The 21,984-nt window shown below is 67.6% G+C and carries 33 protein-coding genes; 32 read left to right on the forward strand and 1 reads right to left on the reverse strand.

Annotation, left to right across the window (positions count from 1 at the left end; translation table 11 throughout):
• Positions 1 to 8 precede the first annotated feature (8 nt).
• The 30 genes from rpsS to IG05_RS0123375 all read left to right on the forward strand — a co-directional run bounded on the left by rpsS (position 9) and on the right by IG05_RS0123375 (position 19,722).
• Entirely contained in the window at positions 9 to 290 is a 282-nt protein-coding gene (gene rpsS / locus IG05_RS0123230) for a 30S ribosomal protein S19 (RefSeq protein ID WP_009190133.1), read from the forward strand.
• Between the two features lie 43 nt (positions 291 to 333).
• Positions 334 to 681: a 50S ribosomal protein L22 gene (gene rplV, locus IG05_RS0123235; protein WP_030345431.1), complete on the forward strand. Its 348-nt coding sequence runs from the start codon at positions 334 to 336 to the stop codon at positions 679 to 681.
• Entirely contained in the window at positions 681 to 1,502 is an 822-nt protein-coding gene (gene rpsC / locus IG05_RS0123240; protein WP_014674374.1) for a 30S ribosomal protein S3, read from the forward strand. Before rplV ends, rpsC begins: the two co-directional genes overlap by 1 nt.
• A gap of 5 nt (positions 1,503 to 1,507) precedes the next feature.
• On the forward strand, positions 1,508 to 1,927 hold the full coding sequence (gene rplP, locus IG05_RS0123245; RefSeq protein WP_009190136.1) for a 50S ribosomal protein L16: 420 nt from the start codon (positions 1,508 to 1,510) through the stop codon (positions 1,925 to 1,927).
• The gene (rpmC, locus tag IG05_RS0123250; RefSeq protein WP_003974259.1) at positions 1,927 to 2,151 is read left to right on the forward strand and encodes a 50S ribosomal protein L29; all 225 of its coding nucleotides are present in this window, start codon (positions 1,927 to 1,929) and stop codon (positions 2,149 to 2,151) included. Before rplP ends, rpmC begins: the two co-directional genes overlap by 1 nt.
• Positions 2,151 to 2,435: a 30S ribosomal protein S17 gene (rpsQ, locus tag IG05_RS0123255; RefSeq protein WP_014674375.1), complete on the forward strand. Its 285-nt coding sequence runs from the start codon at positions 2,151 to 2,153 to the stop codon at positions 2,433 to 2,435. The genes rpmC and rpsQ overlap by 1 nt, the downstream gene beginning before the upstream one ends.
• 100 nt (positions 2,436 to 2,535) lie before the next feature.
• On the forward strand, positions 2,536 to 2,904 hold the full coding sequence (gene rplN / locus IG05_RS0123260; protein ID WP_003998823.1) for a 50S ribosomal protein L14: 369 nt from the start codon (positions 2,536 to 2,538) through the stop codon (positions 2,902 to 2,904).
• 2 nt (positions 2,905 to 2,906) lie between these two features.
• Positions 2,907 to 3,230 (forward strand): 50S ribosomal protein L24, encoded by a 324-nt coding sequence (gene rplX, locus IG05_RS0123265; protein ID WP_030345434.1) that lies wholly within the window; start codon positions 2,907 to 2,909, stop codon positions 3,228 to 3,230.
• The gene (gene rplE / locus IG05_RS0123270; protein WP_030345436.1) at positions 3,230 to 3,787 is read left to right on the forward strand and encodes a 50S ribosomal protein L5; all 558 of its coding nucleotides are present in this window, start codon (positions 3,230 to 3,232) and stop codon (positions 3,785 to 3,787) included. Before rplX ends, rplE begins: the two co-directional genes overlap by 1 nt.
• Before the next feature lie 5 nt (positions 3,788 to 3,792).
• The gene (locus IG05_RS0123275; protein WP_003948630.1) at positions 3,793 to 3,978 is read left to right on the forward strand and encodes a type Z 30S ribosomal protein S14; all 186 of its coding nucleotides are present in this window, start codon (positions 3,793 to 3,795) and stop codon (positions 3,976 to 3,978) included.
• Between the two features lie 237 nt (positions 3,979 to 4,215).
• On the forward strand, positions 4,216 to 4,614 hold the full coding sequence (gene rpsH / locus IG05_RS0123280) for a 30S ribosomal protein S8 (RefSeq protein WP_014674378.1): 399 nt from the start codon (positions 4,216 to 4,218) through the stop codon (positions 4,612 to 4,614).
• Between the two features lie 24 nt (positions 4,615 to 4,638).
• Positions 4,639 to 5,178 (forward strand): 50S ribosomal protein L6, encoded by a 540-nt coding sequence (rplF, locus tag IG05_RS0123285; RefSeq protein WP_030345438.1) that lies wholly within the window; start codon positions 4,639 to 4,641, stop codon positions 5,176 to 5,178.
• Positions 5,179 to 5,181: 3 nt separating this feature from the next.
• Positions 5,182 to 5,565, forward strand: coding sequence for a 50S ribosomal protein L18 (gene rplR / locus IG05_RS0123290; protein ID WP_014674380.1), 384 nt, complete (start codon positions 5,182 to 5,184; stop codon positions 5,563 to 5,565).
• 36 nt (positions 5,566 to 5,601) lie between these two features.
• Positions 5,602 to 6,207 (forward strand): 30S ribosomal protein S5, encoded by a 606-nt coding sequence (rpsE, locus tag IG05_RS0123295; protein ID WP_014674381.1) that lies wholly within the window; start codon positions 5,602 to 5,604, stop codon positions 6,205 to 6,207.
• Positions 6,208 to 6,209: 2 nt separating this feature from the next.
• A complete protein-coding gene (gene rpmD, locus IG05_RS0123300) occupies positions 6,210 to 6,392 on the forward strand; it encodes a 50S ribosomal protein L30 (RefSeq protein WP_003974250.1) in 183 nt (60 codons plus the stop codon).
• A gap of 2 nt (positions 6,393 to 6,394) precedes the next feature.
• Complete coding sequence (gene rplO / locus IG05_RS0123305; protein WP_014674382.1) at positions 6,395 to 6,850, forward strand: 50S ribosomal protein L15; 456 nt, start codon at positions 6,395 to 6,397, stop codon at positions 6,848 to 6,850.
• A gap of 189 nt (positions 6,851 to 7,039) precedes the next feature.
• Positions 7,040 to 8,353 carry a preprotein translocase subunit SecY gene (gene secY / locus IG05_RS0123310; RefSeq protein WP_030345439.1) on the forward strand — a complete coding sequence of 438 codons (1,314 nt, stop codon included), beginning with the start codon at positions 7,040 to 7,042 and terminating at the stop codon, positions 8,351 to 8,353.
• The gene (locus tag IG05_RS0123315) at positions 8,353 to 9,018 is read left to right on the forward strand and encodes an adenylate kinase (protein WP_030345440.1); all 666 of its coding nucleotides are present in this window, start codon (positions 8,353 to 8,355) and stop codon (positions 9,016 to 9,018) included. The genes secY and IG05_RS0123315 overlap by 1 nt, the downstream gene beginning before the upstream one ends.
• A 98-nt stretch (positions 9,019 to 9,116) precedes the next feature.
• Entirely contained in the window at positions 9,117 to 9,953 is an 837-nt protein-coding gene (gene map / locus IG05_RS0123320; protein ID WP_030345441.1) for a type I methionyl aminopeptidase, read from the forward strand.
• Positions 9,954 to 10,098: 145 nt separating this feature from the next.
• The gene (gene infA / locus IG05_RS0123325) at positions 10,099 to 10,320 is read left to right on the forward strand and encodes a translation initiation factor IF-1 (RefSeq protein WP_003948620.1); all 222 of its coding nucleotides are present in this window, start codon (positions 10,099 to 10,101) and stop codon (positions 10,318 to 10,320) included.
• A 60-nt stretch (positions 10,321 to 10,380) separates the two neighbouring features.
• Positions 10,381 to 10,494 carry a 50S ribosomal protein L36 gene (gene rpmJ / locus IG05_RS0123330; RefSeq protein ID WP_003998809.1) on the forward strand — a complete coding sequence of 38 codons (114 nt, stop codon included), beginning with the start codon at positions 10,381 to 10,383 and terminating at the stop codon, positions 10,492 to 10,494.
• Between the two features lie 192 nt (positions 10,495 to 10,686).
• Positions 10,687 to 11,067: a 30S ribosomal protein S13 gene (gene rpsM / locus IG05_RS0123335; RefSeq protein ID WP_014674386.1), complete on the forward strand. Its 381-nt coding sequence runs from the start codon at positions 10,687 to 10,689 to the stop codon at positions 11,065 to 11,067.
• 65 nt (positions 11,068 to 11,132) lie between these two features.
• Positions 11,133 to 11,537, forward strand: a complete 405-nt coding sequence (gene rpsK, locus IG05_RS0123340; RefSeq protein WP_003956432.1) for a 30S ribosomal protein S11 — start codon at positions 11,133 to 11,135, stop codon at positions 11,535 to 11,537.
• Positions 11,538 to 11,688: 151 nt separating this feature from the next.
• Positions 11,689 to 12,711 carry a DNA-directed RNA polymerase subunit alpha gene (locus tag IG05_RS0123345; protein ID WP_003966937.1) on the forward strand — a complete coding sequence of 341 codons (1,023 nt, stop codon included), beginning with the start codon at positions 11,689 to 11,691 and terminating at the stop codon, positions 12,709 to 12,711.
• Positions 12,712 to 12,796: 85 nt separating this feature from the next.
• Entirely contained in the window at positions 12,797 to 13,291 is a 495-nt protein-coding gene (rplQ, locus tag IG05_RS0123350) for a 50S ribosomal protein L17 (protein WP_030345442.1), read from the forward strand.
• A 74-nt stretch (positions 13,292 to 13,365) separates the two neighbouring features.
• Positions 13,366 to 14,229: a tRNA pseudouridine(38-40) synthase TruA gene (gene truA, locus IG05_RS0123355; protein ID WP_030345443.1), complete on the forward strand. Its 864-nt coding sequence runs from the start codon at positions 13,366 to 13,368 to the stop codon at positions 14,227 to 14,229.
• A gap of 185 nt (positions 14,230 to 14,414) precedes the next feature.
• Positions 14,415 to 16,031 (forward strand): glycosyltransferase family 2 protein, encoded by a 1,617-nt coding sequence (locus IG05_RS0123360; protein ID WP_420707618.1) that lies wholly within the window; start codon positions 14,415 to 14,417, stop codon positions 16,029 to 16,031.
• Positions 16,031 to 17,059 carry a glycoside hydrolase family 26 protein gene (locus tag IG05_RS0123365; RefSeq protein ID WP_030345447.1) on the forward strand — a complete coding sequence of 343 codons (1,029 nt, stop codon included), beginning with the start codon at positions 16,031 to 16,033 and terminating at the stop codon, positions 17,057 to 17,059. Before IG05_RS0123360 ends, IG05_RS0123365 begins: the two co-directional genes overlap by 1 nt.
• Positions 17,056 to 18,939, forward strand: coding sequence for a glycosyltransferase family 39 protein (locus IG05_RS0123370; protein WP_030345449.1), 1,884 nt, complete (start codon positions 17,056 to 17,058; stop codon positions 18,937 to 18,939). Before IG05_RS0123365 ends, IG05_RS0123370 begins: the two co-directional genes overlap by 4 nt.
• A gap of 39 nt (positions 18,940 to 18,978) precedes the next feature.
• Positions 18,979 to 19,722: a polyprenol monophosphomannose synthase gene (locus tag IG05_RS0123375; RefSeq protein WP_030345450.1), complete on the forward strand. Its 744-nt coding sequence runs from the start codon at positions 18,979 to 18,981 to the stop codon at positions 19,720 to 19,722.
• A 5-nt stretch (positions 19,723 to 19,727) separates the two neighbouring features.
• Here IG05_RS0123375 and IG05_RS0123380 read toward each other — a convergent pair whose 3' ends face one another.
• Entirely contained in the window at positions 19,728 to 20,600 is an 873-nt protein-coding gene (locus IG05_RS0123380; RefSeq protein ID WP_030345453.1) for a hypothetical protein, read from the reverse strand.
• 278 nt (positions 20,601 to 20,878) lie between these two features.
• Here IG05_RS0123380 and rplM point away from each other — a divergent pair, with 278 nt between their 5' ends.
• The gene (gene rplM / locus IG05_RS0123385) at positions 20,879 to 21,322 is read left to right on the forward strand and encodes a 50S ribosomal protein L13 (RefSeq protein WP_030345455.1); all 444 of its coding nucleotides are present in this window, start codon (positions 20,879 to 20,881) and stop codon (positions 21,320 to 21,322) included.
• Between the two features lie 42 nt (positions 21,323 to 21,364).
• Positions 21,365 to 21,877, forward strand: coding sequence for a 30S ribosomal protein S9 (gene rpsI, locus IG05_RS0123390; RefSeq protein WP_030345457.1), 513 nt, complete (start codon positions 21,365 to 21,367; stop codon positions 21,875 to 21,877).
• Positions 21,878 to 21,984 lie beyond the last annotated feature (107 nt).

A 21,984-nucleotide genomic window follows, 5' to 3' on the forward strand; every position in this document is an offset into this window, starting at 1 on the left:
GGGTTGAGATGCCTCGTAGCTTGAAGAAGGGACCCTTCGTCGACGACCACCTGATCAAGAAGGTGGATGTCCAGAACGAAGCCGGTACCAAGAACGTCATCAAGACCTGGTCCCGTCGCTCGATGATCGTCCCGGCCATGCTCGGTCACACGATCGCGGTGCACAACGGCAAGACCCACATCCCGGTGTTCGTCACCGAGTCGATGGTCGGCCACAAGCTCGGCGAGTTCTCGCCGACGCGCACCTTCCGGGGTCACGTCAAGGAAGACCGGAAGTCGAAGCGCCGCTAGTAGCGGATCGCATTCAGACACGTAAGTAACTGAAGGGACAACCATGGAAGCCAGGGCCCAGGCGCGGTACATCCGCGTCACGCCCATGAAGGCCCGCCGCGTGGTGGACCTCATCCGTGGCATGAACGCCACGGAGGCCCAGGCCGTCCTGCGATTCGCTCCGCAGGCCGCCTCGGTGCCGGTGGGCAAGGTGCTGGACAGCGCCATTGCCAACGCCGCGCACAACTACGACCACACCGACGCCGACAGCCTCTTCATTTCCGAGGCCTACGTCGACGAGGGCCCGACCCTGAAGCGGTTCCGGCCGCGTGCCCAGGGCCGCGCCTACCGGATCCGCAAGCGGACCAGCCACATCACCGTGGTCGTCAGCAGCAAGGAAGGAACCCGGTAATGGGCCAGAAGGTAAACCCGCACGGGTTCCGGCTCGGTGTCACGACCGACTTCAAGTCGCGTTGGTACGCCGACAAGCTCTACAAGGACTACGTCAAGGAAGACGTCGCCATCCGCCGGATGATGACGTCCGGCATGGAGCGCGCCGGCATCTCGAAGGTCGAGATCGAGCGCACCCGTGACCGCGTGCGTGTGGACATCCACACCGCTCGTCCGGGCATCGTCATCGGCCGCCGTGGCGCCGAGGCCGACCGCATCCGCGGCGACCTCGAGAAGCTCACGGGCAAGCAGGTCCAGCTGAACATCCTCGAGGTCAAGAACCCCGAGACCGATGCCCAGCTGGTCGCGCAGGCCGTCGCCGAGCAGCTCTCCTCCCGCGTCTCCTTCCGTCGGGCCATGCGCAAGAGCATGCAGTCCGCCATGAAGGCCGGCGCCAAGGGCATCAAGATCCAGTGCGGTGGCCGCCTCGGCGGCGCCGAGATGTCCCGCTCGGAGTTCTACCGCGAGGGCCGTGTGCCCCTGCACACGCTCCGCGCGAACGTGGACTACGGCTTCTTCGAGGCCAAGACGACCTTCGGCCGCATCGGTGTGAAGGTCTGGATCTACAAGGGCGACGTCAAGAACATCGCCGAGGTCCGCGCCGAGAACGCTGCCGCCCGTGCGGGTAACCGCCCGGCCCGCGGTGGCGCCGACCGCCCGGCCCGTGGTGGCCGCGGTGGCGAGCGGCGCGGTCGCAAGCCGCAGCAGGCTGCTGGTGCCGAGGCCCCCAAGGCCGAGGCCCCCGCCGCCGCTCCGGCTGAGAGCACCGGAACGGAGGCCTGACCGTCATGCTGATCCCCCGTAGGGTCAAGCACCGCAAGCAGCACCACCCGAAGCGCAACGGTATGTCCAAGGGTGGAACGCAGGTTGCGTTCGGCGAGTACGGCATCCAGGCGCTGACCCCGGCCTACGTGACGAACCGCCAGATCGAGGCGGCTCGTATCGCGATGACCCGCCACATCAAGCGTGGCGGCAAGGTCTGGATCAACATCTACCCGGACCGTCCCCTCACCAAGAAGCCGGCCGAGACCCGCATGGGTTCCGGTAAGGGTTCCCCGGAGTGGTGGATCGCCAACGTCAAGCCCGGACGCGTCATGTTCGAGCTGTCGTACCCCAACGAGAAGATCGCCCGTGAGGCGCTCACGCGTGCGGCCCACAAGCTGCCGATGAAGTGCCGGATCGTCAAGCGCGAGGCAGGTGAAGCGTGATGTCGGCCGGTACCAAGGCGTCCGAGCTGCGCGAGCTGGGCAACGAGGAGCTTCTGGCGAAGCTCCGCGAGGCCAAGGAAGAGCTGTTCAACCTCCGCTTCCAGGCGGCGACGGGTCAGCTCGAGAACCACGGTCGGCTGAAGGCCGTCCGCAAGGACATCGCGCGGATCTACACCCTGATGCGTGAGCGCGAGCTGGGCATCGAGACGGTGGAGAGCGCCTGATGAGCGAGAGCAACGTGACTGAGAACACCGAAGCCCGAGGCTTCCGCAAGACCCGTGAGGGTCTGGTCGTCAGCGACAAGATGGACAAGACCGTCGTCGTCGCCGTCGAGGACCGTGTGAAGCACGCGCTGTACGGCAAGGTCATCCGCCGTACGAACAAGCTCAAGGCCCACGACGAGCAGAACGCCGCGGGCGTCGGCGACCGTGTCCTCCTCATGGAGACCCGGCCGCTGTCTGCGACGAAGCGCTGGCGCGTCGTCGAGATCCTCGAAAAGGCCAAGTAATTTCCTGCGGGCAAACCCGCAGGTCAGTTCCGCCAGGCTCGGCAGGGGCGCTCATGACTGAGGCCCCTGCCGGGAACCGGCAGACGATCAGGAGATAGACGTGATCCAGCAGGAGTCGCGACTGCGTGTCGCCGACAACACTGGTGCGAAGGAGATCCTTTGCATCCGTGTGCTCGGTGGCTCCGGTCGCCGCTACGCGGGCATCGGTGACGTCATCGTCGCCACCGTCAAGGACGCGATCCCCGGTGGCAACGTGAAGAAGGGTGACGTCGTCAAGGCGGTCATCGTTCGCACCGTCAAGGAGCGCCGCCGTCCGGACGGCTCGTACATCCGCTTCGACGAGAACGCCGCCGTCATTCTGAAGAACGACGGCGACCCTCGCGGCACCCGCATCTTCGGCCCGGTCGGCCGTGAGCTGCGCGAGAAGAAGTTCATGAAGATCATCTCGCTCGCGCCGGAGGTGCTGTAAGCATGAAGATCAAGAAGGGCGACCTGGTCCAGGTCATCACCGGCAAGGACAAGGGCAAGCAGGGCAAGGTCATCGCGGCCTACCCCCGCGAGGACCGAGTCCTGGTCGAGGGTGTCAACCGGGTCAAGAAGCACACCAAGGCCGGTCCGACCGCCAGCGGTTCCCAGGCCGGCGGCATCGTGACGACCGAGGCCCCCATCCACGTGTCCAACGTTCAGCTGGTCGTGGAGAAGGACGGTCAGAAGGTCGTCACGCGTGTCGGCTACCGCTTCGACGAAGAGGGCAACAAGATCCGCGTTGCCAAGCGGACGGGTGAGGACATCTGATGGCTACCACCACGACTCCGCGTCTGAAGCAGAAGTACCGCGAGGAGATCGCGGGCAAGCTGCGTGACGAGTTCAAGTACGAGAACGTCATGCAGGTTCCCGGCCTCGTCAAGATCGTGGTCAACATGGGTGTCGGCGACGCCGCCCGTGACTCGAAGCTGATCGAGGGCGCGATCCGCGACCTGACCACCATCACCGGTCAGAAGCCGGCCGTCACCAAGGCCCGCAAGTCCATCGCGCAGTTCAAGCTGCGTGAGGGTCAGCCGATCGGTGCCCACGTCACGCTCCGTGGCGACCGCATGTGGGAGTTCCTGGACCGCACCCTGTCGCTCGCGCTCCCGCGCATCCGCGACTTCCGCGGCCTGTCCCCCAAGCAGTTCGACGGCCGTGGCAACTACACCTTCGGTCTCACGGAGCAGGTCATGTTCCACGAGATCGACCAGGACAAGATCGACCGCGTCCGGGGTATGGACATCACCGTGGTGACCACGGCGACCAACGACGAAGAGGGCCGTGCCCTTCTCCGTCACCTCGGCTTCCCGTTCAAGGAGGCGTGAGCGAGATGGCGAAGAAGGCTCTCATCGCGAAGGCTGCTCGCAAGCCCAAGTTCGGAGTGCGTGGCTACACCCGCTGCCAGCGCTGCGGTCGTCCGCACTCCGTTTACCGCAAGTTCGGCCTCTGCCGCGTGTGCCTTCGTGAGATGGCTCACCGTGGCGAGCTGCCGGGCGTGACCAAGAGCTCCTGGTAATCCCCACTTTTAGGGATTCCTGGACCTCTCGGTAAGCAACCGGGACGGCAGGGGCTCCCGCCCTCATGGCTTAGGCTAGGAGGGTTGGGCCTCTGCCGCCCTGAACGCCCGCGGACAGCGTCCGCTAGTAATTGCTTACTACGCCGTAGGTCCCCGCGCCGCACCCGTCCCGTCCATGTACGGGGAGAGGGATGGCGCATATAGGAAACCCCGGCGAGAAAGGCCACAGGCCAATTCATGACCATGACTGATCCGATCGCAGACATGCTGACGCGTCTGCGGAACGCGAACTCGGCGTACCACGACTCGGTGTCGATGCCGCACTCCAAGATCAAGTCTCACATCGCGGAGATCCTCCAGCAGGAGGGCTTCATCACGGGCTGGAAGGTCGAGGACGCCGAGGTCGGCAAGAACCTCGTCCTGGAGCTGAAGTTCGGCCCCAACCGTGAGCGCTCCATCGCGGGCATCAAGCGGATCTCCAAGCCCGGTCTCCGGGTGTACGCGAAGTCCACCAACCTGCCGAAGGTGCTCGGCGGCCTGGGCGTGGCGATCATCTCCACGTCGCACGGGCTCCTCACCGACAAGCAGGCCGGCAAGAAGGGCGTGGGTGGGGAAGTCCTCGCCTACGTCTGGTAGCAGAAGGGAACGGAGGAAACAGCTATGTCGCGCATCGGCAAGCTCCCCATCGCGGTTCCCGCCGGCGTGGACGTCACCATCGACGGCCGTACGGTTTCGGTCAAGGGCCCCAAGGGCTCGCTGACCCACACCGTTGCCGCGCCGATCGACATCGCTAAGGGCGAGGACGGCACCCTCCAGGTGCTGCGCCCGAACGACGAGCGTCAGAGCAAGGCCCTGCACGGCCTCTCCCGCACGCTGGTGGCGAACATGATCACCGGCGTGACGCAGGGTTACGTGAAGAAGCTCGAAATCAGCGGTGTCGGTTACCGAGTGACCGCCAAGGGTTCGAACCTGGAGTTCGCTCTCGGTTACAGCCACCCGATCGTGGTCGAGGCCCCCGAGGGGATCACCTTCAAGGTGGAGACCCCGACCCGTTTCTCGGTCGAGGGCATCGACAAGCAGAAGGTCGGCGAGGTTGCGGCCAACATCCGCAAGCTGCGCAAGCCCGACCCGTACAAGGCCAAGGGCGTCAAGTACGAGGGCGAAGTCATCCGCCGCAAGGTCGGAAAGGCGGGTAAGTAAGCCATGGCATACGGGCAGAAGATCCTCAAGGGCGACGCCTACAAGCGCGCCGCGATCAAGCGCCGTCACATCCGGATCCGCAAGCGGATCTCCGGTACGGCGGAGCGCCCCCGTCTGGTCGTGACCCGCTCCAACCGCCACATCGTGGCGCAGGTGATCGACGACCTGAAGGGCCACACCCTGGCGTCGGCGTCCACTCTGGACGCGTCGATCCGTGGCGGCGAGGCCGACAAGTCCGCGCAGGCCAAGCAGGTCGGCGCCCTGGTCGCCGAGCGTGCCAAGGCCGCCGGTGTCGAGGCCGTCGTGTTCGACCGTGGTGGCAACCAGTACGCCGGGCGCATCGCCGCCCTGGCGGACGCCGCCCGCGAAGCCGGGCTCAAGTTCTGAGCCGCTTGTAGCTAGCGGAAAGAGAGAGGTAATCCAATGGCTGGACCCCAGCGCCGCGGAAGCGGTGCCGGTGGCGGCGAGCGGCGGGACCGGAAGGGCCGTGACGGCGGCGCTGCTGCCGCCGAGAAGACCGCGTACGTCGAGCGCGTCGTCGCGATCAACCGCGTCGCCAAGGTTGTGAAGGGTGGTCGTCGCTTCAGCTTCACCGCGCTGGTCGTGGTGGGCGACGGTGACGGCACCGTGGGTGTCGGTTACGGCAAGGCCAAGGAGGTGCCGGCCGCCATCGCCAAGGGTGTTGAGGAGGCCAAGAAGCACTTCTTCAAGGTCCCCCGGATCCAGGGCACCATCCCCCACCCCATCCAGGGTGAGAAGGCTGCCGGCGTCGTGCTGCTCAAGCCCGCGTCCCCGGGTACCGGTGTTATCGCCGGTGGTCCGGTGCGTGCCGTGCTGGAGTGCGCCGGTATCCACGACGTGCTGTCGAAGTCGCTCGGCTCCGACAACGCCATCAACATCGTGCACGCGACCGTGGAGGCCCTGAAGGGTCTGCAGCGTCCCGAGGAGATCGCGGCCCGCCGTGGTCTGCCGCTTGAGGACGTCGCTCCCGCGGCCCTGCTGCGTGCGCGTGCCGGGGTGGGTGCGTAATCATGGCGCAGCTCAAGATCACGCAGGTCAAGTCCTACATCGGCAGCAAGCAGAACCACCGTGACACCCTGCGCTCCCTTGGTCTCAAGGGCATCAACACGCAGGTCGTCAAGGAGGACCGCCCCGAGTTCCGCGGCATGGTGCACACCGTCCGCCACCTCGTGACGGTCGAGGAGGTCGACTGATCATGGCGGAGCAGAACCCGCTCAAGATCCACAACCTCCGTCCCGCCCCGGGCGCCAAGACCGCCAAGACCCGTGTGGGTCGTGGTGAGGCGTCGAAGGGTAAGACGGCCGGTCGTGGTACCAAGGGCACCAAGGCCCGTTACCAGGTTCCGGAGCGCTTCGAGGGTGGCCAGATGCCGCTCCACATGCGCCTCCCGAAGCTGAAGGGCTTCAAGAACCCGTTCAAGACGGAGTACCAGGTCGTCAACCTCGACAAGCTGGCCGCGCTCTACCCCGAGGGTGGCGAGGTCACGGTCGAGGGTCTGGTGGCCAAGGGTGCCGTTCGCAAGAACAGCCTCGTCAAGGTCCTCGGCCAGGGCGAGATCTCCGTGGCGCTGCAGGTGACGGTCGACGCCGTCTCCGGCTCCGCCAAGGAGAAGATCACCGCCGCCGGCGGTACGGTCACCGAGCTCGTCTGAGTCCTTCGGACGACGCCTCGATGACGTAGACGATCCCGACCGGGGGTACCTCACAATGAGGTATCCCCGGTTGGTCGTTCCTAGGGGGGCAGTGTCGCCGGTAAGGTGGCCTGCACTGTTCTTTTTCGTATTCGTCGAACCTCAGACCGTCACCCTTGACGCAGTTGCGCGGGGGTCGCAGGAGGCACCGTGCTCACCGCGTTCGCCCGGGCGTTCAGGACGCCCGACCTGCGCAAGAAGCTGCTCTTCACGCTGGGCATCATCGTGGTCTACCGGGTCGGTACCCACATCCCGATCCCCGGCGTCAACTACCAGGCCGTCCAGAAGTGTGTGAACGAGGCCTCGGGCAACCAGGGCCTGTTCGGTCTCGTGAACATGTTCAGTGGTGGCGCGCTGCTGCAGATCACGATCTTCGCGCTCGGCATCATGCCGTACATCACGGCGAGCATCATCCTGCAACTGCTGACCGTGGTGATCCCGCGTCTGGAGGCCCTGAAGAAGGAGGGCCAGGCCGGCACGGCGAAGATCACGCAGTACACCCGCTACCTGACCGTGGCGCTCGCCATCCTTCAGGGCACCGGCCTCGTCGCCACCGCCCGCAGCGGCGCCCTCTTCAACGGCTGCTCGGTCGCGTCGAGCATCGTCCCGGACCAGGCGATCTTCTCGACGATCACCATGGTCATCTGCATGACCGCCGGTACGGCCGTGGTCATGTGGCTCGGTGAGCTGATCACCGACCGCGGCATCGGCAACGGCATGTCGATCCTGATGTTCATCTCGATCGCCGCGACCTTCCCGTCCGCGCTGTGGGCCATCAAGAAGCAGGGCACGCTGGCCGGCGGCTGGATCGAGTTCGGCACCGTCATCGCGGTGGGCCTGGTCATGGTCGCGCTCGTCGTCTTCGTCGAGCAGGCCCAGCGCCGCATCCCGGTGCAGTACGCGAAGCGCATGATCGGGCGCCGGTCCTACGGCGGTACGTCCACGTACATCCCGCTCAAGGTGAACCAGGCCGGTGTGATTCCCGTCATCTTCGCCTCCTCGCTGCTCTACATTCCGGCGCTGGTGGCGCAGTTCGCGGGGGGCAAGTCGGGCTGGAAGACCTGGATCGAGCAGAACCTCACCAAGGGCGACCACCCGATTTACATCGTTTCGTACTTCTTGCTCATCGTATTCTTCGCGTTCTTCTACGTGGCGATCTCCTTCAACCCCGAGGAAGTCGCCGACAACATGAAGAAGTATGGTGGCTTCATCCCGGGCATCCGGGCTGGCCGACCGACCGCTGAGTACCTGAGCTACGTGCTCAACCGGATCACCTGGCCGGGTTCGCTGTATCTGGGTCTGATCGCTCTCGTACCGACAATGGCGTTGGTGGGCTTTGGGGCAAGCCAGAACTTCCCGTTCGGCGGGACCAGCATCCTCATCATCGTGGGTGTCGGCCTTGAGACGGTGAAGCAGATCGAGAGCCAGCTCCAGCAGCGCAATTACGAAGGGTTCCTCCGCTGATGCGTATCGTCCTCGTCGGGCCGCCGGGTGCCGGTAAGGGAACGCAAGCCGTTCGGCTCGCAGAGAAGCTGGCCATCCCGCACATCTCCACGGGCGACCTGTTCCGGGCCAACATCAGTCAGCAGACCGAGCTGGGCAAGCTCGCGAAGTCCTACATGGACGCCGGCAACCTCGTCCCCGACGAGGTGACCATCGCGATGGCCAAGGACCGGATGGAGCAGCCCGACGCGGAGAACGGCTTCCTGCTGGACGGCTTCCCGCGCAACGTCTCGCAGGCCCAGGCGCTGGACGAGCTGCTGCAGAGCGAGGGCATCACGCTGGACGCCGTGCTCGACCTGGAGGTCCCCGAGGACGAGGTCGTCAAGCGCATCGCCGGCCGGCGCATCTGCCGCAACGACTCCTCCCACGTCTTCCACGTGACGTACAGCAAGCCGAAGCAGGAGGGCGTCTGCGACGTCTGCGACGGCGAGCTGTACCAGCGCGACGACGACTCCGAGGAGACCGTGCGCAAGCGGCTGGAGGTCTACCACACGCAGACCGAGCCGATCATCGACTACTACAAGTCGCAGGGCCTGGTACGTACGATCTCCGCCCTGGGCCCGGTGGACGAGATCACGCAGCGGGCACTGGAGGCCCTCAAGCGCGAGAAGGCCGAGAACAAGTAGTCCCCGGTCCTTCCGGCCGCGGTGCCTGCCCGGGCGCCGCGGCCGTACTGTTGTACAGGTATCCCAGTCGACGTGAGTGACGGAGAGCGCAGGCCCCCATGGTGCAGATCAAGACCCCCGAGCAGATCGCGAAGATGCGGGCGGCGGGCCTGGTCGTAGCCGCCATCCACGCGGCCACGCGGGAGGCCGCGGTGCCGGGTGCCACCACCAGGGACCTGGACGAGGTGGCCCGCAAGGTCCTCGCCGAGCACGGCGCGAAGTCGAACTTCCTGGGCTACGGCGGCTTCCCCGCCACCATCTGCACCTCCGTGAACGACGTGGTCGTGCACGGCATCCCCTCCGACGACGTCGTCCTGAAGGACGGCGACATCATCTCCATCGACTGCGGCGCGATCGTCGACGGCTGGCACGGTGACGCGGCCTACACCGCGTTCGTCGGCTCCGGCCACTCCCCGGAGCTGATCGAGCTCTCCCGGGTGACGGAGGAGTCGATGTGGGCCGGCATCGCGGCCATGAAGCAGGGCAACCGGCTGGTCGACGTCTCCCGGGCGATCGAGACGTACATCCGCCGCCAGCCCAAGCCGGGCGGCGGCCGGTACGGGATCATCGAGGACTACGGCGGCCACGGCATCGGCACCGAGATGCACATGGACCCGCACCTGCTGAACTACGTCGACCGCCGCCGCGGCAAGGGCCCCAAGCTGGTGCCCGGCTTCTGCCTCGCGATCGAGCCGATGGTCTCGCTGGGCACCCCGCGCACCGAGGTCCTCTCCGACGACTGGACGGTCATCACGACGGACGGCACCTGGTCCTCCCACTGGGAGCACTCGGTCGCCCTGACGGAGCAGGGTCCCCTCGTCCTCACCGCCCCCGACGGCGGCAAGGCCAAGCTCGCCGAGTACGGCATCACGACGGCGCCGGATCCGCTTGCTTAACGATCACCCCCGGGGGCAGACTTCCTCGATTCGCCTTTCGGGGTGCGCCGACGTAGACTGACTCGTCGGCTCTCGTGCACCCGCATGTCCGCATGCTTGCAAGTGTGACGGAGTCGATCAAGGTAGTCGATTCGAAGGGCGAAGCGTGGCCAAGAAGCAAGGTGCCATCGAGATCGAGGGCACTGTCGTCGAGTCTCTGCCGAACGCCATGTTCAAGGTCGAGCTCCAGAACGGCCACCAGGTCCTGGCACACATCAGCGGCAAGATGCGTATGCACTACATCCGCATCCTCCCTGACGACCGGGTCGTGGTGGAGCTGTCTCCGTACGACCTGACGCGTGGCCGGATCGTCTACCGGTACAAGTAGATCTTGCCCGCGCCCCGGGCCCGCCCGGTGCGATGGCACTGACCCGGAGAACCTCACCCCATGAAGGTCAAGCCGAGCGTCAAGAAGATCTGCGACAAGTGCAGGGTGATCCGCCGTCACGGCCGGGTCATGGTCATCTGCGAGAACCCGCGCCACAAGCAGCGCCAGGGCTGACGCACGACCATCACCCTCTGCACCTCTATCGCAGAGATTCGCGCGACGCGAGCTGAATATGTTCATACGCAGAACCCGAGCCATCCAGCTCGACACCCCCGGTTCGGAGGCCGGGGACCCGGTTCGTACCTGGTACGGCGGCCGGGAGCCGGTTCTGTGGAAGACCTCCGAAGATTCACCAGGAGCCATTGAATGGCACGCGTTTCCGGTGTCGACATCCCGCGCGACAAGCGCGTGGAGATCGCCCTCACCTACGTGTTCGGCATCGGCCGGACCCTCTCGAAGGAGACGCTGGCTGCGACCGGCGTCGACCCGAACACCCGTGTTCGTGACCTGTCCGAAGAGCAGCTGGTCGCGATTCGCGAGTACGTCGACAACAACATCAAGACCGAGGGTGACCTCCGTCGCGAGATCCAGGCCGACATCCGCCGCAAGGTCGAGATCGGTACCTACCAGGGTCTCCGTCACCGTCGCGGTCTGCCCGTCCGCGGTCAGCGCACCAGCACCAACGCCCGTACCCGCAAGGGGCCGCGTCGCGCCATCGCCGGCAAGAAGAAGCCGGGCAAGAAGTAGTCCGCAGCGGACACCTGTCCACGGTCTTCGCTGTAGGACCGACCACCTCCCGTAGGAGTTAGTAGATGCCCCCCAAGGGACGTCAGGGCGCTGCCAAGAAGGTGCGCCGCAAGGAAAAGAAGAACGTCGCTCACGGCCACGCGCACATCAAGAGCACGTTCAACAACACGATCGTCTCCATCACGGACCCGTCCGGCAACGTGATCTCCTGGGCCTCCGCCGGCCACGTCGGCTTCAAGGGCTCCCGGAAGTCCACGCCGTTCGCCGCGCAGATGGCCGCCGAGTCGGCTGCCCGCCGCGCCCAGGAGCACGGCATGCGCAAGGTCGACGTGTTCGTGAAGGGCCCGGGTTCCGGTCGTGAGACCGCGATCCGCTCCCTGCAGGCCACGGGCCTCGAGGTCGGCTCCATCCAGGACGTCACCCCGACCCCGCACAACGGCTGCCGCCCGCCGAAGCGCCGCCGCGTCTGACGCACCGGCTGCTTCAGGGTTTTCCGGGCGGTACGGCCCCCTGAAAAGGGCCGTATCGCCCGTACCCTTGCAGTACCCGCACTTCTCACGGGTGCGGATTCCGTCGGACGTCAAATAGCGGGCGTCCACGAAAGAAGGATCTGATCCACACATGCTGATCGCTCAGCGCCCCTCGTTGACCGAAGAGGTCGTCGACGAGTTCCGCTCCCGGTTCGTGATCGAGCCGCTGGAGCCGGGCTTCGGCTACACCCTCGGCAACTCCCTCCGCCGTACCCTCCTCTCCTCGATCCCCGGTGCCGCTGTCACCAGCATCCGGATCGACGGCGTGCTGCACGAGTTCACCACCGTGCCGGGCGTCAAGGAGGACGTCACCGACCTGATCCTCAACATCAAGCAGCTGGTCGTCTCCTCGGAGCACGACGAGCCGGTCGTGATGTACCTGCGCAAGCAGGGCCCGGGTCTGGTCACCGCCGCCGACATCGCGCCCCCGGCCGGTGTCGAGGTGCACAACCCCGACCTCGTCCTCGCCACGCTCAACGGCAAGGGCAAGCTGGAGATGGAGCTGACCGTCGAGCGCGGTCGCGGTTACGTCTCCGCCGTGCAGAACAAGCAGGTGGGCCAGGAGATCGGCCGTATCCCGGTCGACTCGATCTACTCGCCGGTTCTCAAGGTCACGTACAAGGTCGAGGCCACGCGTGTCGAGCAGCGCACCGACTTCGACAAGCTGATCGTCGACGTCGAGACCAAGCAGGCGATGCGTCCGCGTGACGCCATGGCCTCCGCGGGCAAGACGCTGGTCGAGCTGTTCGGTCTCGCCCGCGAGCTGAACATCGACGCCGAGGGCATCGACATGGGCCCGTCCCCGACGGACGCCGCCCTTGCCGCCGACCTGGCGCTGCCGATCGAGGAGCTGGAGCTCACCGTTCGGTCGTACAACTGCCTCAAGCGTGAGGGCATCCACTCCGTGGGTGAGCTGGTCGCGCGCTCCGAGGCCGACCTCCTCGACATTCGCAACTTCGGTGCGAAGTCCATCGACGAGGTCAAGGCGAAGCTGGCCGGCATGGGCCTGGCCCTGAAGGACAGCCCGCCCGGATTCGACCCCACGGCCGCTGCCGACGCCTTCGGCGCCGACGACGACGCGGACGCGGGTTTCGTGGAGACCGAGCAGTACTGATCGGTCGTTGCCGGTGAGCATCCGCTCATCGGGTTCCTGACCCCGGTACCTGATACGGCCGGGGCAGACACACAGGAGAAAGAACATGCCGAAGCCCACCAAGGGTGCCCGTCTGGGCGGCAGCGCCGCGCACGAGAAGCTCCTCCTCGCCAACCTGGCGAAGAGCCTCTTCGAGCACGGCCGTATCACCACCACCGAGGCGAAGGCCCGCCGTCTGCGGCCGTACGCCGAGCGTCTGGTCACCAAGGCGAAGAAGGGCGACCTTCACAACCGCCGTCAGGTGCTCCAGGTCATCACGGACAAGAGCGTCGTCCACACGCTCTTCACCGAGATCGGCCCGCGGTACGAGAACCGTCCGGGTGGTTACACCCGCATCACCAAGATCGGTAACCGCCGTGGCGACAACGCGCCCATGGCCGTCATCGAGCTGGTCGAGGCGCTGACGGTCGCGCAGCAGGCGACCGGTGAGGCCGAGGCCGCCACCAAGCGTGCGGTCAAGGAGTCCGAGGAGGCCAAGGCCCCCGAGGCGACCGAGGCTCCGGCCGAGGAGGCCGCTGCCGAGGAGTCCAAGGACGCGTAAGCGCTCCGTGGCGTTCGCGGGCCCGTTCCTTTCGAGGAGCGGGCCCGCTCTCGTGTTCCTGAGAGGATCCGTACGTGAGTGATGAAGTACAGCCCGGGCACGTCCGTCTCCGTCTCGATCTCTCCTACGACGGCACCGGCTTCCACGGCTGGGCCAAGCAGGCCGGTGGCCGGCGGACCGTGCAGGGGGAGATCGAGGACGCGCTGCGGACGGTGACCCGGTCGCGGGAGACCTACGAGCTGACGGTCGCCGGGCGGACCGATGCCGGGGTGCACGCGCGCGGGCAGGTGGCCCATGTGGATCTGCCCGAAGGCGTGTGGCGCGAGCACCACGAGAAGCTGCTCAAGCGGCTCGCCGGCCGGCTGCCGAGGGACGTGCGGGTCTGGGCGCTGCGGGAGGCGCCGAGCGGCTTCAACGCGCGGTTCTCCGCCGTCTGGCGGCGGTACGCCTACCGGGTCACCGACAACCCCGGGGGAGTGGACCCCCTGCTGCGGGGACACGTCCTCTGGCACGACTGGCCGCTCGACGTGGGCGCCATGAACGAGGCGGCCCGGGCGCTGCTCGGCGAGCACGACTTCGCCGCCTACTGCAAGAGGCGCGAGGGCGCGACCACCATCCGCACACTCCAGGAGCTGAGCCTGGTCCGGGGCGACGACGGCATCATCACCGCTACCGTGCGGGCGGACGCGTTCTGCCACAACATGGTGCGCTCGCTGATCGGGGCGCTGCTGTTCGTGGGGGACGGGCACCGGGGGCCGGAGTGGCCCGGGAAGGTGCTGGCCGCGGGGGTGCGGGACTCGGCCGTCCATGTCGTACGGCCGCACGGGCTGACGCTGGAGGAGGTCGGCTACCCGGCGGACGAGCTGCTGGCGGCGCGGAACAAGGAGGCCCGGAACAAGCGGTCGTTGCCCGGCGCACCTGGCTGCGAAACCTGTTAGTTACGTTGCATTTAGCAGCGCTTATGCCCCATGTCTGGACTTACCGGGCGTAGTCGTCCTGGTCGCCTCTTACGCCGTTCATACCTCTCGATTACTGTTGCGCCTTCCGGCCGCATGTTCCACAGGGGGTGGCCGGGTTGGCTGGGGGGTCGACGGGTCGTACGGGCCCGGGGTTGGACAACGGCATGACTTCAGTGGGTCCCGCGCGGACCGGGGGGCGTCGCGCGGCGCCCCGGAGCAGCGGGCGGCGACGGGCGGGGCGCGGTGGCCGCCCCGCGCTGGGGCTGCTGCCGCTCCCGCCCTCGGACAAGGAGAAGTACTCCTACGCGCACCGCAACCTGTGGATCCTGACGATCAGCTCGCTGATCAGCTTCTGCTGCCTGGTGACGAGCCAGTTCAAGCTGGCGCAGTCCACGCCGGTGCTGTGGATCTACACCCCGCTGCTGGTGTTCACGGTCGTCTACTACCTGGTGTCGCTCCGGGTGAACGGCTTCACCCGGGACTTCGACATCGCCCACCACCGGCGGCTGGCGCAGAACTGGCGGCCCGCGGTGTACCCGACCGTCGACGTGTTCCTGCCGGTGTGCGGCGAGCCCATCGAGGTGCTGCACAACACCTGGCGGCACGTGCGGGCGATGGCCGACCGGTACCCCGGGGTCTGCGTGCCGTTCGTGCTGGACGACGGCGCGAGCCCGGAGCTGGCGGCGATGGCCCGGGACTTCGGCTTCCGCTACGGCACCCGGGAGAACCGGGGCTGGTTCAAGAAGGCCGGCAACCTGCACTTCGGCTTCGGGCAGTCCGACGGCGAGTACATCCTCATCCTCGACGCCGACTTCACCCCGCGGGCCGACCTGCTGGAGGAGCTGCTGCCGTACATGGACGACGATCCGCGGATCGGCATCGTCCAGTCCCCGCAGTACTTCCGGGTGCTCGACTCGCAGAACTGGATCGAGCGCGGCGCGGGCGCGGTGCAGGAGCTGTTCTACCGCTCCGTGCAGGTGTCCCGGCAGGGCAGTGACGGCGCGATCTGCGTCGGCTCCTGCGCGATCTACCGGCGGGCGGCCCTGGAGACCAACGGCGGCACGACCCTGATCGAGCACTCCGAGGACGTGCACACCGGCTTCGACCTGCGGGGGCTCGGCTGGGACCTGCGCTATGTGCCGGTCGCCGTCTCCACCGGCGTGTGCCCGGACAACGCCGGCGCCTTCTTCAACCAGCAGTACCGCTGGTGCTCGGGCTCGATGAGCCTGCTGGGCAGCCGCAAGTTCTGGCAGGCCAGGATCCGGCTCTCCAGCCGGCTGTGCTACATGTCCGGGTTCTTCTACTACATCCACACCGCGCTGTTCACCTTCGCGGCCCCGGTCATCCCGATCGTGCTGCTGCTGATGATGCCGGAGAAGCTCAAGGTCGAGCACCTGCTGCTGGTGCTGCCGAGCATCCTCTACACCACGATCGTCTTCCCGATGTGGCACCGGGCGCCGTACCGCCTGGAGGCGTGGGCGGCCCGCATGATGTACGGCTGGGCGCACGTCTTCGCCATCTGGGACATCCTGCGCAAGAACCGCATGGGCTGGCAGCCGACCGGCTCCTCCGGCGCCAAGAAGAACAAGACCCGGCGCTTCTGGATCGGCATGTGGGCGTGGAGCGGCGGCACGGCGCTGGTCTGGGTCACCGCTGCGGTGTACCGGACGTTCACCATGAACGCCCCGGACTTCGCCCTGGTCCTGTCCTCCGGGCTGTTCTACGCGCTGGTCGTCGGCCGCGTCCTGGTCCAGCCGCGCGTGGGGGCGGAGGCCGTCTGATGCGATCGGCGAAACCTCCCGCCAGGGGCCGTGCGGCGCTGGCCGGCGCTCTCGCCGGCCTCCTGGCGCTCACCGGCTGCTCGCTCCTCGGCGACGACGACGGCGGCTCGCCGGGGTCCGGCACCGGCACCGTGGCCCCGCACTCCTCCGCGAGGGCCGGCCAGGACATCCCCTACGACGTCACGCCCCTGCTGAAGCCCGCGAAGAAGTACTACGGCGTGGCCGTGCCGGGCGCCCCGACCTCCATGAAGAGCGTCGACGCGTACACCGGGATGACCGGCAAGCAGCCGAACCTCGTCGAGTACTACGCCGGCTGGGGCGACGGCTTCGACGCCACCGGGGTGCGCAACGCCTGGGCCGAGGGCGCGCTGACGCTGATGTCCTGGGAGCCCTTCGACACCCCGCTCACCGACATCGCGGCGGCCAGGTCGGACGCGTACATCAAGGAGTACGCGACCGCCGTCCGCCGGCTGAACCTGCCCGTGGTGATCGACTTCGCGGACGAGTTCAACGGCCACTGGGAGAAGTGGGGCACGGACGACGTGACCCCGGCCCAGTACGTGGCCGCCTGGCGGCACATCCACCAGACCTTCGTGGACGCCGGCGCCACCAACGTCATCTGGGCCTGGTCGCCCAACATCGTCAACCCGGTGCGGAACGTGAAGCTGGAGCCGTACTACCCGGGCGACGCCTACGTCGACTGGATCGGTCTGATCGGCTACTTCACCACCGGCTCCGACAACACCTTCGACAGCGTCTTCGGGCTCACCCGCGACCGGATCCGCACCTTCACCAAGAAGCCGTTCCTGCTCCTGGAGACCGCCGCCATGCCCGGCGAGCGGCGCCGCGCCGACATCCGCAACCTGTTCGCGGGCGTCGCGGCCGACGACGACATGCTCGGCTTCGTCTGGTTCAACCACAAGAAGCGCGCCGACTGGCGGCTGGAGGCCAGCCCGCGGGCGCTGAAGGAGTTCAAGCACCTGGCAGCCGACGACCGGTTCGGCTTCGACGTACGGAAGCCGTCATGACCTCACGACCGCAGTACTACACCCCCGAGCCGTACGACCCGTACGCCGACGACGAGCCGCAGGACGGCTGGTTCAACTCCGACGGCCACATCCCGCGCCAGCCGCAGTCCTACGACGTCCCCCAGTCCTACGACGCCCCCCAGTCCTACGACGCCCCCCAGGCGTACGAGGTCCCCGAGGCGCACGAGGTCCCCCGGACGTACGGGACCCCCGACGGGTACGAGACACCCGAGGGGTACGACTACGACCCCCGGACCTATCCGTACCAGCAGCCGGCCGACCAGCCGACGTTCGCCCTGCACACCGTGCCGGAAGCGGCCGAGGAGGCCGAGCCGGGGTACCACGTGCCGGAGACCCCCGAGGTCGGCTGGGACATGGCCGCCAGCCGGCGGCGCGCCTGGGTCAGCCGGGCCGTGCTGCTGTTCGTGCTGGCCGTCCAGGCGGTGCTCTCGCTGCGCCTTGCCAACTCGGCGTTCCAGGACGAGGCCCTGTACCTGTCGGCCGGCCACGCCGAGCTGCAGCACCTGGTGCACGGCACCCCGCTGCCGGTGAACTACGCGGCGTACTTCTCCGGCTCGCCGCAGCTGTACCCGGTGCTCGCCGCCGCCGTCGACGACCGCTTCGGGCTCGCGGGGGCGCGCACCCTCAGCCTGGCCTTCATGCTGGGCACCACCGCGCTGCTGTACTCCTTCACCCGGCGGCTGTTCAACGAGCGGGCGGCGCTGGCCGGCGCGGCGCTCTTCGCCGTGGTGCAGTCGACCGTCGTCATGGGGTACTTCGCCACCTACGACGCCGCCGCCGTCTTCCTGCTGGCCCTGGCCACCTGGATCGTCGTACGCACCGACCGGGCACCCGTGGCCGCCGTGCTGCTCGCCGCGCCCGTCGCCGTGCTCGCCGTCGGCGTGAAGTACGCCTCCGCGCTGTACCTGCCGACCATCGTCGTGCTCGCGCTGCTCACCGGCTGGCCGCACAAGGGCGGCAAGGCCTTCGTGCGGATGCTGCTGCTCGGGCTCGGCATCGGCGCCCTGCTGGCGGCCGGCATGTACAGCACCGACCTGCTGGCCGGCGTGCGGCAGACCACCACCGACCGCGACCACGGTTCCGACAGCGCCGCCTTCCTGCTCCAGCGGTCGGCCGAGTGGGGCGGGCTGATGTTCCTCACCGCCGTCGGCGGCGCGCTCTCCTACGTGCGGCGCAGCCGGATGAACGAGTCGCCGCTCGCCCAGCGGCTGGGCAACCCCGGCTGGCGCTGGCGCGCGCTGCTCGGTCTGGTGCTGTGCGGCACCGCCCTGCTCGCGCCCGCGTACCAGGTGCACCTGGGGACCGTGGTCTCGCTGTTCAAGCACGTCGGCTTCGGACTGCTCTTCGCCGCGCCGATGGCCGGCGTGGGCGTGACCCGGCTGATCGGCGCCCACTTCCGCTATCCCCAGCTCGGCATCATGCTGTGGACGGCGACGCTCTGCCTCGGCATCTCCCAGGCGGACTGGCGGTTCGGCGTCTGGCCCGACTCCGCGAAGATGATCCAGGTCATCGACTCCCACGTGGACCGCAAGGGCCACTACCTGGCGTCGACGCCCGAGGTCCCCGTCTACTACCTGCGCGAGAAGACCAGCCAGCGGCAGTGGCAGGGCGCGTTCGCCATGGAGTACACGGACAGGAAGGGCCGGCACCACTCGGGTGACGCCGGCTACCGGGCCGCGCTGCGCGACGGCGAGTACGACCTGATCGTCCTGGACGGCCTGACCAACCCGCGGGTGGACACCGTCGTCGCGGACGCGCTCAAGGGCAACGCGCACTACCGGCTCCTCGCCGACCTGCCGTTCCGCAACTCCAGCGGCACGGGTCACTACCGCGTCTGGGTCAAGACCTCACGACCGTGACCTCCTGACCAAGACGCCCACGGGGAAAGAAGAGCGAGGATGACGCACGACGAGACAGCGGTCACCGTGGTGATGCCGACCTACAACGAGGCGGCGAACCTGCCGGGCATGGCCGAGGCGGTGCTCGCCCTGCCGCTGGACGGACTCCATCTGAAGGTCGTCGACGACTCCAGCCCGGACGGCACCGGGCGGATCGCCGAGGAGCTGGCCGAGCGGTACAACCGGGCCGGCCGGCGCCGGATGAGCGTGCTGCACCGCACCGGGAAGGACGGGCTGGGGCGGGCATACGCGGCCGGCATGTCCGCCGCGCTGGAGGAGGGCGCCGCGTACGTCGTCCAGATGGACGCCGACGGCAGCCACCCCGTGGAGGCCGTGCCCCGCATGCTCCGGGCGGCCCTGGACTCCGGCGCCGGGCTGGTCGTCGGCAGCCGGTACGTCGAGGGCGGCTCGCTGGACGAGGCGTGGGGGGCGCACCGGGTGCTGCTGTCCCGCTTCGCCAACCGGTACGCGCGCGCGGTCCTCGGCACCGAGATCCGGGACATCACCGCCGGCTTCAACCTGTGGTCGGCGCCGACCTTGCGGGACGTGGACCTGTCGTCCCTGGACAGCGCGGGCTACAGCTTCCAGGTGGAGCTGAAGTACAAGGCCGTACGGGCCGGGCACCCGGCGGTGGAGATCCCGATCCGCTTCACCGAGCGCACGGAGGGTGTCTCCAAGATGACCCTGCGCACCCAGCTGGAGTCGGCGGTGATCCCGCTGCGGCTGCGGCTGCGGCGGCGCTAGCCGGGCTACCGGTTGGCGGCGGCCGAGGCCTGCGCCTGGCCGCGGCGGTGGATCTGGTTCGCGGTGAACTGGGCCAGATCGTTGCCGGTGCGGAAGACCTTGGTGTCCTTGGTGGTGACGTTCTTGCCGCTGGTGAAGCCGGAGATCGTGAAGTAGGCGTAGCGGCCGTAGGCGTTGCGGGTGGAGCGGCAGAACGCGCCGTCGCAGAACGGCTTGACGCCCTTGCCGAACAGCGAGCGCACGATGCTCCGGTCGTCGGTCTGCGCCTTGGCCTTCGTGGCCTGGGCCGCGGTGTCGAACACGGCGACGCCGACGGTGACCGCGATGCCGCCGTTGCTGTAGGTGGTGCGCATCAGGCGGGTGCAGCCGTTGGCGGTGAGGATCTTGGGCAGGGTGCCGCCCGCGGCGGTGGCGCAGCTCGTGGTGTCGGCCGTCAGGCCCTTCTTGTACACCGTGCCGCTCATGGTGAGCTGCTTGCCCGGGAACAGGGTGTCCGGGCTGAGCGGGGCGGTGTCCTTCTTGGCGCTGGATATGAAGTCCGCGGGGTCGAGCGGCGGCGGGGCGCTGGTGGGCGCGAAGGACGGCGTCGCGCCGGCGGAGCCCGGTATGGAGGCGCTGGCGGGCAGGTCGCCGGGGCCGGCCTGCGGATCACCGCCGTTCGCGGAGACCACGGCCATGGCGACCGCGGTGCCTATCGCGGCCACGGCGAGGCCGCCGCCGGCTATGAACAGCAGCTTGCGGCGTTTGTTCCGTGTCTCCGAGGCCTCGGCGAGCGCGGCCCAGTCCGGTGTCCCGTCGTCTCCGGCGTTCCACGGCTGCTGGGATTGCGGTTTCCAGGGATCCCACTGAGACTGGGGTCCCCCCTGCCCGTAACTCATGGGGCGCATCTTAGACGGGGGACCGGGGGTGCGGGGTCCGTCTGTCGGCCTATGTCGGCCTGCCTCGTTTTGACCCGTCCGGGGGCCGCCCGGTAACCTACTTCTTCGTTGTGTATTGGCTTGCTCATTCTCACGGGACGGGCCCTTACACCGGTCCACCGGGCCGATGACCAGCGACCCCACGTACGCGGTATGCGTCGCCGCAGTGGGTGAGGGCTGTCGTGATCGTTTCGGTGACCTTGTTTAGGACCATTCACTCGAAGCGAAGGCTACGAACCGTGCGTACGTACAGCCCCAAGCCCGGCGATGTGACGCGCCAGTGGCACGTCATCGACGCTCAGGACGTTGTCCTGGGCCGTCTCGCCACCACTGCTGCGACCCTCCTGCGGGGCAAGCACAAGCCGATCTACGCGCCGCACGTCGACGCTGGTGACTTCGTCATCATCATCAACGCCGACAAGGTGCACCTGTCCGGCAACAAGCGGACCCAGAAGATGGCGTACCGCCACTCCGGCTACCCGGGTGGTCTGCGCTCCGTCCGCTACGACGAGCTGCTCGACAAGAACCCCGAGAAGGCCATCGAGAAGGCCGTCAAGGGCATGCTCCCCAAGAACACTCTGGGCCGTCAGATGCTCTCGAAGCTGAAGGTCTACAAGGGTGACCAGCACCCGCACGCTGCCCAGCAGCCGGTGCCGTTCGAGATCACCCAGGTCGCGCAGTAAGTCCGGCCACCCCCTAAGACTGAAGAGAATCTGAGGAGAATCGTGGCCGAGACCACTGCCGAGCAGCCGATCGAAGAGATCGACATCGAGAGCTACACCACCGAGTCCGAGGTCCCCGTCGAGGGCGAGTACACCTCGGAGTCCATGGCCTCCCGCTTCGGCGAGCCCCAGCCGGCCGCCGGCCTGGGCCGCCGCAAGAACGCCATCGCCCGCGTCCGGATCGTCCCGGGCACCGGCAAGTGGAAGATCAACGGTCGCACCCTCGAGGACTACTTCCCGAACAAGGTGCACCAGCAGGAAGTGAACGAGCCCTTCAAGGTGCTCGAACTCGAGGGCCGCTACGACGTCATCGCCCGCATCGCCGGTGGCGGTGTCTCCGGCCAGGCCGGTGCGCTCCGTCTCGGTGTCGCCCGTGCGCTGAACGAGGCCGACGTCGACAACAACCGCGGCCCGCTGAAGAAGGCCGGCTTCCTGCGCCGCGACGACCGCGCGGTCGAGCGGAAGAAGGCCGGTCTGAAGAAGGCCCGCAAGGCTCCGCAGTACAGCAAGCGCTAATCAAGAGCTGCCTGCTCGTACTCCGAACGCCCCGGCGGCACGCCACATGTGCCCCCGGGGCGTTCGCTTATCCGAGCCAAGGGCGTATAACGACACAAGACGCTCAA

The organism is Streptomyces sp. NRRL S-1022 (assembly GCF_000720135.1).
In the GTDB taxonomy this organism is placed as follows: domain Bacteria; phylum Actinomycetota; class Actinomycetes; order Streptomycetales; family Streptomycetaceae; genus Streptomyces.